At 41.2% G+C, this 11,807-nt stretch carries 13 protein-coding genes; 8 read left to right on the top strand and 5 right to left on the bottom strand.

The window, feature by feature from the left end:
- Positions 1-242: 242 nt before the first annotated feature.
- The 4 genes from WA1_RS07690 to WA1_RS07675 all read left to right on the top strand — a co-directional run bounded on the left by WA1_RS07690 (position 243) and on the right by WA1_RS07675 (position 6,210).
- A complete protein-coding gene (locus WA1_RS07690) occupies positions 243-4,709 on the top strand; it encodes a response regulator (RefSeq protein WP_017749355.1) in 4,467 nt (1,488 codons plus the stop codon).
- A 12-nt stretch (positions 4,710-4,721) separates the two neighbouring features.
- Complete coding sequence (locus tag WA1_RS07685) at positions 4,722-5,102, top strand: response regulator (RefSeq protein ID WP_017749356.1); 381 nt, start codon at positions 4,722-4,724, stop codon at positions 5,100-5,102.
- A 64-nt stretch (positions 5,103-5,166) separates the two neighbouring features.
- Positions 5,167-5,778: a Uma2 family endonuclease gene (locus WA1_RS07680; RefSeq protein WP_017749357.1), complete on the top strand. Its 612-nt coding sequence runs from the start codon at positions 5,167-5,169 to the stop codon at positions 5,776-5,778.
- A gap of 75 nt (positions 5,779-5,853) precedes the next feature.
- Positions 5,854-6,210: a four helix bundle protein gene (locus WA1_RS07675; RefSeq protein WP_017749358.1), complete on the top strand. Its 357-nt coding sequence runs from the start codon at positions 5,854-5,856 to the stop codon at positions 6,208-6,210.
- Positions 6,211-6,426: 216 nt separating this feature from the next.
- Here WA1_RS07675 and WA1_RS07670 read toward each other — a convergent pair whose 3' ends face one another.
- The 3 genes from WA1_RS07670 to WA1_RS07660 all read right to left on the bottom strand — a co-directional run bounded on the left by WA1_RS07670 (position 6,427) and on the right by WA1_RS07660 (position 7,450).
- Positions 6,427-6,834 (bottom strand): type II toxin-antitoxin system VapC family toxin, encoded by a 408-nt coding sequence (locus WA1_RS07670; RefSeq protein ID WP_017749359.1) that lies wholly within the window; start codon positions 6,832-6,834, stop codon positions 6,427-6,429.
- On the bottom strand, positions 6,815-7,078 hold the full coding sequence (locus WA1_RS07665) for a hypothetical protein (RefSeq protein WP_017749360.1): 264 nt from the start codon (positions 7,076-7,078) through the stop codon (positions 6,815-6,817). The genes WA1_RS07670 and WA1_RS07665 overlap by 20 nt, the downstream gene beginning before the upstream one ends.
- A 168-nt stretch (positions 7,079-7,246) precedes the next feature.
- Positions 7,247-7,450 carry a hypothetical protein gene (locus tag WA1_RS07660; protein WP_017749361.1) on the bottom strand — a complete coding sequence of 68 codons (204 nt, stop codon included), beginning with the start codon at positions 7,448-7,450 and terminating at the stop codon, positions 7,247-7,249.
- A 274-nt stretch (positions 7,451-7,724) separates the two neighbouring features.
- Here WA1_RS07660 and WA1_RS58055 point away from each other — a divergent pair, with 274 nt between their 5' ends.
- On the top strand, positions 7,725-7,895 hold the full coding sequence (locus WA1_RS58055; RefSeq protein ID WP_017749362.1) for a hypothetical protein: 171 nt from the start codon (positions 7,725-7,727) through the stop codon (positions 7,893-7,895).
- Positions 7,896-7,979: 84 nt separating this feature from the next.
- Here WA1_RS58055 and WA1_RS07655 read toward each other — a convergent pair whose 3' ends face one another.
- A complete protein-coding gene (locus WA1_RS07655) occupies positions 7,980-8,447 on the bottom strand; it encodes a hypothetical protein (RefSeq protein WP_017749363.1) in 468 nt (155 codons plus the stop codon).
- Positions 8,448-8,607: 160 nt separating this feature from the next.
- Entirely contained in the window at positions 8,608-9,378 is a 771-nt protein-coding gene (locus WA1_RS07650) for a hypothetical protein (RefSeq protein ID WP_017749364.1), read from the bottom strand.
- A 591-nt stretch (positions 9,379-9,969) separates the two neighbouring features.
- Between WA1_RS07650 and WA1_RS56750 the strand changes: the two genes are divergently transcribed.
- The 3 genes from WA1_RS56750 to mltA are packed head-to-tail and all read left to right on the top strand — an operon-like array spanning position 9,970 to position 11,718.
- A complete protein-coding gene (locus WA1_RS56750; protein ID WP_158516611.1) occupies positions 9,970-10,167 on the top strand; it encodes a hypothetical protein in 198 nt (65 codons plus the stop codon).
- Positions 10,168-10,203: 36 nt separating this feature from the next.
- Complete coding sequence (locus WA1_RS07640) at positions 10,204-10,458, top strand: hypothetical protein (RefSeq protein WP_017749366.1); 255 nt, start codon at positions 10,204-10,206, stop codon at positions 10,456-10,458.
- 3 nt (positions 10,459-10,461) lie between these two features.
- A complete protein-coding gene (gene mltA / locus WA1_RS07635) occupies positions 10,462-11,718 on the top strand; it encodes a murein transglycosylase A (RefSeq protein WP_017749367.1) in 1,257 nt (418 codons plus the stop codon).
- Positions 11,719-11,807: the final 89 nt, after the last annotated feature.

Raw genomic sequence — 11,807 nt, 5'->3', positions numbered from 1 at the left:
GGACGGGCGTCCTCGCCCGTCTAATCTACAAGAAGAGCGAGGACGCCTATCCCACAATTGGGGAGATAATTTAGTTCTTGGAAATCCCTAAGAACTATCTTTAAACTTTGCGAACAACGCAGGCAAACTGATGTATTGTGTTACGCTTTATAAAAAGCCGGAAAAATATTTCCCGACTTGATTTAAATTTTGTAAACTAGCCACCACTAAGCGGATACTATATATCAAATTTTTATTCACCAATGAAAATTTTAGTAGTAGAGGATGACCAGCTTGTTGCCCTGGCTCTAGCTGCCGTTCTAACTCATCAGAACTATGTGGTTGAGGTTGCTTCTGATGGACAGGCAGCTTGGGATTTGATTGAGACTTTTGATTATGATTTGATACTTCTAGACGTTATTTTACCCAAAATAGATGGTATCGACCTTTGCCGTCAAATACGGTCTAAAGGTTTGCGAATGCCTATTTTATTGTTAACTGGATGCGGTAGCAGTCATGAGAAAGCTATTGGGTTAGATGCAGGTGCAGATGATTACCTTGTCAAACCCTTTGATAAAGAAGAATTAGTTGCTAGGATACGAGCGCTTTTGCGTCGAGGTAGTGTAGCATCACAGCCCGTGTTAGCAAGCGGTCATTTGCGTCTAGACCCTATAAGCTGTGAAGTCACCTATGGGGAAGAACAACTTTCATTAACTCCTAAGGAGTATGGACTGCTAGAGCTTTTTATGCGTAACAACCGTCGCGTATTTAGCTGTGGCATGATTTTGGAACATCTCTGGTCTTATGAAGATACGCCAGGTGAAGAAGCTGTTCGCACCCATATTAAAGGTTTGCGACAAAAACTAAAGAGTGTAGGCGCACCGGGGGATTTGATAGAAACAGTTTATGGTATTGGCTACCGTCTCAGACAGCAGGCGGAAGTAAAACAAGGGGAAGATGAGGAGCACTACCGCAAGGGAGAAGATTCTCTATTGCCCTCTTTTTCTAAAGAGCAAGCGACTCAACAGCGTGCTTTTGTGGGAGTTGCTGCTATCTGGAATCGATTTAAAGGACGGGTTGATGAACAAGTCGCTGTGCTAGAGCATGCTGCAGCTACTTCCTCTCAGAAAACTTTGAATCAAAAACTACGGAAAGAAGCCCAAAAAGAAGCTCATACACTTGCTGGTTCCTTGGGGACTTTTGGCTTTTCTTTGGGTTCCCAAATCGCCAGAAAAATTGAGCATCTTCTGAAAGCAAATAAAGCCTTGACTGTGGCTGAAACATCTGAATTTTCCAGTTTAGTTAAGCAATTGCGTCAGGAAATAGAGCAAAATCATCATGAGACGTTGGCTTCATCATCACAATCTCAAATAGATGAACATCCTTTGCTGCTTGCGATCGCTCGCAATGCTGACCAACAAACAAAACAGCAGGCGACATTAGCTGAACAAATCGAACAAGAAGCTAGTCGTTACGAATTGAGAGTAAAAATTGCTACTAGTATGGAGACAGCAAGAAATTTGCTGGATCGGGAACATCCCAATGTTGTGCTGATTGACCTTGATGTCTTTCCAAATCATGAAGATAGCTTTAGTTTATTAGCAGAATTAAGCCAACGCAAACCGCCAGTACCAGCCATAGTTTTCACGGAAAAAAGTGATTTTTCTAATCGATTGCAAGTGGCTCGTAGTGGAGGATACTTCTTTTTACAGAAGCCCATGGCGATCGCACAAATTTTAGAAGCGGTCAAACAAGTTTTGCAAGATGCTTCCCATGTAGAGGCACATATTTTAGCTGTTGATGACGATCCCAAGATAGGAGCAGTGTTGCAAAACTTGCTCAGTCCCTGGGGAATTAAAGTCACTTACTTAGAAGACCCGCAGCGCTTTTGGAAAACTTTAGAAAAGGTCAAACCAGATTTACTCATACTAGATGTAGAAATTCCAGAAATAAATGGGATTGAAATTTGCAAAGTAGTACGTAACGATCCGCACTGGAGTGAGTTACCAATATTGTTCCTAACAGTTCACAATGATGCCAATATTGTGAATCAAGTCTTTTCTGTAGGTGCAGATGATTTCGTTAGCAAGCCGATTGTTGGACCAGAGCTTGTGACTAGGATTATCAACCGCTTGGAAAAAAGAAAATTGCGACAAAGGATTGCCGAAACTCAAGCTACCAAAGCTGCAGTTATCAAGGATGGCGCGTTTCAAAAGAGCTTGCAAACTCGCGTTCAACAACAAGCAACAGTTGCTAAGTTAGGTCAATCGGCTCTTTCTGGTACAGACCTTTCTAGCTTAATGAAAGAAGCAGTTGCTTTAGTTGTGGAAAATTTGGAAGTTGAATACTGTAAAATATTAGAACTCCTTCCAGAAGAAAATGCAATGGTTTTGCGTGCGGGAGTTGGTTGGAATCAAGAGCTTGTAGGAAAGGCAATTATCAGCCCAGAAAATTCTGGCGCTGGTTATACCCTGCTCGTTCAACAACCAGTCATTGTTGAGGATTTGCGAACAGAAACTCGTTTTAACAGTTCTTTTCTATTGCAAGAGCATGGAATCATTAGTGGTTTGAGCGTGCCAATACCCAAACGCAATAGTTTTTATGGTGTTATAGCGGCATATGCTTGCAAAACACAAACTTTTACTCAAGATGACATTCATTTTGTTCAATCTGTAGCTAATGTTTTGTCTGCAGCAATTGAAAGACAAAATACAGAAGAGGTTTTACGCAAAGCTAAGGATGAATTGGAATTGAGAGTAGCAGAACGCACGGCTGAACTGATTCGAGCCAACGAACAACTCCAATCAGAACTCAATGAACGTCACCGGACGCAGGAAGAACTGCGAAACTCTCAAGCTCGATTTGCTGGCATTGTGTCTATTGCAGATGATGCCATTATTTGTATTGATGGCAATCAATGCATGACTTTATTTAACCTGAGCGCTGAGAAAATTTTTGGTTATTCTGCTGAGGAAGCCTTGGGGCAGCCCTTAGATATACTGTTGCCAATGCGGTATACTAATGTACACTCTCAGTATGTTTCTGATTTTGGCAGGTCGGCGAAAGTATCGCGCAGAATGGGCGAACGGCGAGAAATTTATGGTCGTCGCAAAGATGGTTCGGAGTTTCCTGCTGAGGCTTCTATCTCTAAGTTAATGCTCAAAGATGAAACAATATACACAGTTTACTTGCAGGATGTCAGCGATCGCAAGCAAGTAGAAAAGATGAAAGATGAGTTTGTTTCTGTAGTCAGTCACGAACTCCGCACACCCCTAACTTCCATTCATGGCTCTTTAGGAATGTTAGCAAGCAATCTGATTAAGCCAGAATCAGAACAAGGAAAACGCTTGCTACAAATTGCCGTTGAAAGTACCGAACGCTTGGTAAGGTTAATCAATGATGTTCTAGATATTGAGCGCATTGAATCTGGCAAAGTCAAAATGGAAAAACAAACTTGTAACGTTTCTGAACTGATAAAAGAAGCAGTGAACGTTATACAGCCCCTCGCTGACAAAGCCGAAGTAACCCTATCCGTTTCCAGCATAAACCTGAATGTATGGGCAGATTTAGATCGGATTGTTCAAACCATAACTAATTTGCTCAGTAATGCCATTAAATTTTCTACTCCTGGTTCTACAGTTTGGGTAGGTGCGGAAATGAGGAATGGGCATGGGACAATAGGTAATGGAGAAATTTTATCCCCCTCATCTCCTCAGGTTTTATTTACGGTTAAAGATACAGGACGGGGTATTCCATCTGATAAACTTGACAGTATTTTTGAGCGCTTCCAGCAAGTTGATTCTTCAGATTCTCGCAATCATGAAGGAACTGGTTTGGGTTTGGCAATTTGCCGTAGCATAGTACAACAGCATGGCGGACATATTTGGGTGGAAAGCACCTTAAGTGAAGGAGCTTCTTTCTATTTTACTCTCCCTTTGTCTTCAAGTTCACCTGTCTCCGTGTCCTTATCTCCCCATCTTCCTTTGGTGCTTGTATGCGATGATGAGCCGGAAACTCGCACCCAAATCCAGAATCTTTTAGAAAATCGCCGTTATCGTGTCATTACTGTAGGCTCTGGAGAAGAGGCGATCACATCTGCGTCTACAGAACGGCCTGATGTCATTTTACTAGATCTGCTTATGCCTGGGATGAATGGTTGGGAGGTGATAGCAGCATTAAAGGAACAACCCGAGACTCAGAACATTCCCATCGTAATTTGCAGTGTCTGCACGCCTACAAAGAAAAGCAAATCAAGCACGGATTTTGTTGATTGGGTGAGCAAACCATTAGAGGAAAAATCGCTTTTTGAATCTCTCAAGCAAGCACTGATGAAGACTTCCAGACGAGTATGCGTTTTGCTTGTTGAGGATGACAGCAATTTGGCAGAAGTGCTTATTACTTTGTTAGAGCAGCATAATATTGACGCCTTCCTGGCAAAAACTGGGAGAGAAGCAATTCGTCTGAGCCAAGAAATTAATCCCGATCTGCTGATTCTCGATCTCGTTCTGCCTGAGGGTGATGGTTTTACTGTTGTAGAGTGGTTGAAACAGCACAGACATCTCTATAAAATTCCTTTAATGGTATATTCTGCAAAAGAACTGGATGATTCTGAAAAACAACGTCTCAATTTAGGGCATACGGAAATTCTGAAAAAAGGGCAGGTGACAGCACTAGAGTTTGAGCAAAGGGTGATGGATTTACTTCAGCGCATGACGAATTATGAATTATAAAGGATGAAAATAATGGCAACAAAGCGAATTTTGGTGGTTGATAATGAAGAGTACATTCAAGAAGTTACCAAAATTTGTTTGGAGACGGTAGCTGGTTGGGAAGTCGTGACTGCTGGTTCTGGTAAAGAAGGCATTAGCAAAGCTGAAGATTTCCAACCAGATGCTATCTTGCTAGATGTGATGATGCCTGATATGGATGGTCCAACAACTTTTGAGAAACTACAAGAAAACCCTGCAACAAAAACCATTCCTGTGATATTGCTAACGGCAAAAATACAGGCATCCGATCGCCGCCGCTATGCTCAAATGGGTATAAAGACTGCGATCGCTAAACCTTTTAATCCTTTAGAATTAGCTGGGCAAGTTGCTGCAGCCCTTGGTTGGTCGCTCTGAATCTTTGTCAAAGAATTACTTTGCTAAGCTAGAAATTACTAACAGATTGATAAACCTAAAAGACATGGCAATTCTTAGTTTACCACCCACCCTAGAGTTGCAAATTAATCTGACTGACGAGCAGTTCTTTCAACTCTGTCAGAACAATCGAGACTTGCGATTTGAGCGCACTGCCAAGGGAGAATTAATCATTATGTCGCCAACAGGAGGAGAGACAAGCGTTCGCCCTTGGCGCAAGCCGTACCCGGCTTATCGCAATGCCGATTTAACCTATCAACTTCGAGGTTGGAACCGTCAGAGCGATCTAGGCAAATCTTTTGATTCTTCTGGAGGTTTTAAATTGCCCAACGGCGCGGATCGCTCTCCCGATGCGTCTTGGATTAAGATAGAACGTTGGGAAGCTTTGACGCCAGAGGAAAGGGAGAAATTTTTGCCTTTATGCCCCGATTTTGTTGTAGAATTGCGATCGCCAAGCGACTCATTGGAAAAACTGCAAGCCAAAATGCAGGAATATATCGATAACGGTGCAAGGCTGGGTTGGTTAATCGACCCAAAGCGAAAAGTAGTAGAGATTTATCGCCCCAATCAAACAGTGGAAGTTGTTCAATCGCCGACAACACTATCTGGTGAGGATGTGTTACCCGGTTTTGTCTTAGATTTATCGCCTATTTTATAAGTAGCCTTGGGCAAACTGTGTACACCAGAACGGATGAAAAGTCTAAGTATGAGATAATTATTAGTGAAAAAATTTATGATAGTTAATATTAGTATTTCCGAACAAACAAAAAATTTTGCGGTCAGAATTATTAAGGCTTGTTCTTTTTTAGAGGAAAAGTCTGGAGTTTGTGGAACACTTTCAAAGCAATTACTCCGTTCGGGAACAGCAATTGGAGCAAATGTGAGAGAAGCACAGTCTGCTCAATCTAACAAAGATTTTCTAAGTAATTTAGAAATCGCTTTGAAAGAAGCCAGAGAAACTCAGTACTGGCTAGAAATCTTGATTGAATCTGAACTAGTTGAAAAACAAAAATTTGATTCTTTACTTCAAGAAACCAATGAAATAGGTAAAATATTAGTTGCTTCGACTAAAAAACTTAAAGAAAAATAATTACGATTTCTCCTAACTAAAGATAGTGATAAAATCGTATGGCAGTCCTAACACTCCCTCTGTGCTCTCTCATAAGTAATGACATGAGTATTCAGATAGTCACAATCAACTTTCATTGCCATGTCTTAAAATTCTGTGCTTCTGTTTTCCCACTTCCTCTGCCTCCCCTGCCTCCCCTGCCTCCCCTGCTTTGATTTTTAGATGCGTTCACCCTGCCTATCCATGACTCCAATCTTCGATTTCCAAGCCATCAATTTTCTCGAAATCTCTCCGATTATTAGTTATAAGAATCAAATCGTTAGTCATAGCGATTCCTGCAATGAGAATATCGATATCATCTACTGGTGTTCCCTTTTTTCTAAGACTGGCATAAATATCACCAGAAATCGTTGCAGAGTCTGTAGTTAGAGACACAACTGTATTATATGAGGCAAATTCTAAAAAAGATGTTAGTTGTTTCTGTGCGTCACGATGCTTCAATCCGCTAATTATTTCGTAATAAGTAATGATGCTGATGTTGATTTTGCCATATTCTTTAATATATGCATCAAACTTTTCAACTACCAAGGGGTGATTGCGAAAAAATAAGGATAAAATGTTGGTATCAACCAAAGCGGGTTTCATCGCTTCTTCTCCCCACAAAAGCCTGCTGGCGACGTGCAATTATTTCTTCACTGAAGTCAGCAAATGTTTCATCTGACATATCGTTCCAGCAACCAGCAAACTGCATAATTTTATTGGGCGTATCTTTAGATGCCTCTACACCAACTCGAAAATAATGAATAAAATTATATAAGTCTTCCAGCTTATCTTCGGGGATGAGATTGATTTCTGATAAAAGTTTTGTACGTAAATTTGAGGATTCCATATAGGGGTTTTCGTAGTAAGGGAACAATTTTCGTCGCTAAGCCTGTAATGCTTACCCAGTTTAAATTTTATCCGACCCATAGTTGAGCAATTATCGAAGTACTTCCTGATTATCAGAAGTGATTTCGCTTTATTAAGCCAGTTCTAAAAGCGTATTATCAGAAGTATTTCAGGGTAAAAGCTTCCAATAACAGTACTTATCAGCAGGTTTATAGAAGTAACTTGCCCTTAGCGTCGCTTTTTGTTCTACTGCTACAAAAACGCCAATCTCCGCAAAACCTTTGTGGAGAAGCATCATTTGATTGGGATATTCGGAGCGGTAGAGCTTGGGCTGTGGCTGAAACCGACCAGGCAGCGAATCAGGAAGTTTCATCAATCAAGTCGTTTGCATGGGTCAACAGGTTATGCATGGCACTGTCATTTGTTCTTGAGAGTGGCATCGTCATGATTCTTTACAGTCAATTTCTAGCTTACTCCTTTATCTTCACAATTTCCTCAAGATTTTTTCTTATATTGAAATTGTAGTCCAAGTGAGGCTACCAATCATTATTAGCAGACAAATATATTTCACTTTTTTGATCTACTTTTTTGATTTTCCTTCTTAGTTAATTACACATACAAAAAACTTGTCAGTACTGGAGAGAACTATGCTAATCGCTAACAAAGTCCGCACAATAATTCAAGCAATTGCAGAAGGCATTCAACAAGTGACGCGATATATTTTCGCTGCAGCGGTTAGAGTCTTTGGTCCTAGAGATGACAATTACCCAGAAATAGGAGTTCAACCATTTGAAGGAGAGATCGAGGATAAAGGTTAAAGTAGAAATTATGAAGAATGAAAGATATTTTACTAAGAATATTAGTATGCTTTAAAGAGCATATCATCTTTCATAATTCATAATTCATAATTTCGTAGGCCGCATTGCTTCTCGACCAAGAATGAACAGTCCTGCTACACCCAAGCAGACAAACCAAACATACTGATACCAATACCTTCCAATCTGCTGAACGGTGTTCAATTCAGGATGCAGTGTGTTTAAGTAAAGCAGCAGCACAACTGTCATCAACGCCCCAAATCCAACAAAACTCAACCCCACTTTAATCCGTGGCGATCGCAGTTCAACATCACCTATGGTCTCTAAGTCAATTTTTGCCACCTCTGTTAAAGACTCTTCTGCAAAAGATGAAGCTGTTTCCACATTCCTGGCTATCTTAGGTGGTAATATCGGTACGAGCGCCGCTACAGCTGGGCGGCGCAACAAAGCCTCTGTGTCCCGCAGCAATTCTAGCGGCTTGCGGGTTACTGATGGTTCAGCAAATGGGACTTTTTCTGAAGCAGTTTGGGCAGTAGATTGAGGTTCAAAATCCATAGCCTTTTGGAATCAAGCAGCTAAATTTGGGGTTGGTTTGGAAGAAAACTATTGTCTTCTGACTCTATTCTACTAACTCTGAGTCATTTGTCATTTGTAAGAATTTTCGGATTTTTTACATTTATTTACATAGCTGCTTTTGTCTTTGCCTATATGTTTATTAAACAAACAATCTAAATCTAACAAGTTGATTTTCTATTGTTTGAGGCAAAATTTTACTAATTTCTTTGTTGTCTTGAAATTGCAAGATTTGTCCCTTTTGTAAATCAAACGGAAACTGTCCTTGCAATTCAGGACGCTGCATTTGTGCTAGTAAAATTTGCTCTGTTCTCTTACATTGAAGGGCATAGCCAATTTCAATACAGACGTTTGGACTGGGTAGCAGTTGAGGGCTTTGCTCCCCATCCATGCTTGTAATAGGTGTAGCATCCGCAATAAATAACAAACTCTTGCGGATTTTCCGCATCATTGTAGAATTCAGTCGGAGTGGAGCATCTTTTGGTCGGTAAGACTCAACAAATGATAATGGAATGCGCGATCGCAAATTCAAAATATCCAAACTTTGAAGCACTGCTTCTCGTAAAGCTTCACTTGCTACGGGGTACTCAGTTTGATGGCATAAAAAAATGATGGGATCTAACTGTGCTAGTAAAACCTGCTTGGTAAAATACATTTCATGGCTAATCAAGTCAATATTAGCCAAGCAGTAACCACCACTACCCTCAATGTAAAATTCAATATTTTCTCCTTCCAAATAGCGTCCAAACCAAGTTGAGATTTTCACTCGCTCAATATCTTCTAAAAAGTCTGCCCTTAACCCTGTTTTTAAAAGGCTTCTTTTACTGAGCCGCAGATCTGGTGGACGTTTTTCCAGTTCGTGAATCGGCTCATAATTTTCTAAGTACCATGCTCTTAGAGCAATAATTGACATAAAGCGCTATTTCAACTGTCTCTTTGCGATTTGTAAGTTTTTACAAGCTTACACTGAGTGTTACTTGAAAAACAACAACACCCAAACCTCTACTAGATGAGTGACTTCCTCTCTTTGTTCATTTTAGCTAGGGATGTACTGAGTGTATCAACTCTTTACAAAAGAGAGGATTCAACAGTTACAGTGCCCCCTGTTGCTCACCACTTGAGGAAATATCACCTTTCGGTTTGGGTGTTGTTGTGTTTTGACGAGACAGATGTGAAGTGAACAGCGTTTTTACCTCTTTTTTAACGTGTTTACGTTGACACACTAGCTGTTTGATCTGCCAGGGAAGCTTTGTAGCTTCAATTATTAGATTAACACCTTAAAATTAGAGTTGTTTTTTTTGCAACTAAACTTTACTTTATGAGGGGTGGTACAATTTTGGATTTTAGATTTTGGATTTTGGATTGGGAAAGCTTTGCTTGGGCTACATTTCACACTAGGATCTGTCGCATTCTTTTTTCAACTTGGTATTCGGGTAGGGGTTAGGAATTGGGGACTGGGGACTGGGGACAAGGGGGGACAAGGGGAGACAAGAGAGAATAACTCTTGCCCAATCCAAAATCCAAAATCCAAAATCCAAAATCCCCAACACCGGGAACTGTTTACAAGTCAGTGACCGTCATAGGCGACAACTGGGAACAAGGAACAGAAGGAGGAAATTTCTCCCCCACTCCTCTACTCCCTCATCTCTTTTGTCTTTATGTCAGGGTAATTCCCCTTCCCATTCTGGGGATGCGTAGTTGACAATGGGTTGGATGTTTTTCAATATGGTTTAAAGTTATGCCCAGAACAGCGAATGAGTACGCAGTCTACCTACTTATCGAAGGTGGACACCGAGAAGAAGTGCGTTTTCCCACTATTCAAGACTTTCAAAAATGGTATAGTGGCGAGCTTATGCCTAAAAGTGCGTCTAATGACTTTATCAGCGTACCGATTAAGAATATTCAAGGTGAATACATGGTAGTGCGTCCAGCTCAGATCCTTGCTATCCGAGTGGAACCTGTTTTTAGTTCTAGTGTGGAAAGATTTGCGTAAATCATGAAAAAAACGCTTGCTTTAGTTTCTTTAAGTCTGGGAATTGCTCTTATCAACCCGGTATTATCAGTTTTTGCTCAGGTTCCTGGCTACCCGCCCTATCCTACACAAAATCAACCTGAGACTTGGTCACCAGAACCAAGCCAACCCGAAGAGCTTCTACCGTTAGTACCTATCAATCCTGTTGTTGACTGTACCTCAGCATCTAGATGTTTGGGTTATGACGAACAAATTTGGAGTGGAGGCGGTAGACAGGGCGATTGGAAGGCGCTGTTAACATCAATAGACAACAGCTTGCGTTACCTAGCAACTAAAGAAGCCATTGCAGCGTATCAGAACTATCCCGTTAGAGAGTTTACTCTTGACCGCGTTCGTAGAAGTCTGCTGCGCTTCCGCGAGCTTGTTGTCAGTGCTAAATCACCTGCAGATCTGCAAGCTGCTGTGAGTCGGGAGTTTACTTTCTACCAGTCTGTTGGGAACGATGGTAATGGAACTGTTAAGTTTACTGCCTACTATCAACCAGTATATTCTGCTAGTCGAACTCGCACATCAGTCTATAAGTATCCTGTTTATGCTTTGCCATCTAATTTTAAGCAGTGGGCAAAACCACACCCAAAACGAGTTCAGTTGGAAGGAAAAAATGGTTTGCTAGGTAATCAAAGTCGGTTGCGTGGTTTGGAATTATTTTGGTTTCGCGATCGCTTGGATGCATACTTAATACACATCCAAGGTTCAGCCCAACTCAACTTAACTGATGGCTCTGTTACATCTATTGGTTATGCAGGCGCAACAGATTATCCTTGGACAAGTATTGGAGGACAACTCATTAAAGATGGCAGACTTCCTGCAAAGGGGTTAACGATGCCAGTGATGATAAAATATTTCAAGCAAAATCCTAAGGAAATGAATGTTTATCTGCCACGCTGGGAACGGTTTGTTTTCTTTAAAGAAACTAACGGTGAACCTGCGAGGGGGAGCATTCGCGTACCAGTGACAGCAGAACGCTCGATCGCGACTGACAAATCTCTTATGCCACCGGGAGCTTTAGCGCTCATTAACGCTAGCTTTCCCTACCTCAGTGAAAACGAGCGATTGACTTACCGGATTGTAAACCGTTACGTGCTCGACCAAGATACAGGCAGTGCGATCAAAGGTCCGGGACGGGTGGATTATTTTATGGGTACTGGTAAAATTGCAGGCGATCGTGCTGGTGTCACAGGTGGGAATGGCACATTATATTATTTATTGCTGAAAGAGTAAGAAGTAGGGAGTAGGGAGTAGGGAGTAGGGAGTAGGGAGTAGAGGTGATACTAATACTCAATGCCCTATGTCCAACACCCAATGCCCTT

Source organism: Scytonema hofmannii PCC 7110 (assembly GCF_000346485.2).
Taxonomy (GTDB): Bacteria; Cyanobacteriota; Cyanobacteriia; order Cyanobacteriales; family Nostocaceae; genus Scytonema; species Scytonema hofmannii.
Note: the sequence above shows the minus strand (reverse complement) of the source record. Positions and strands in the feature narration are given on the sequence as shown.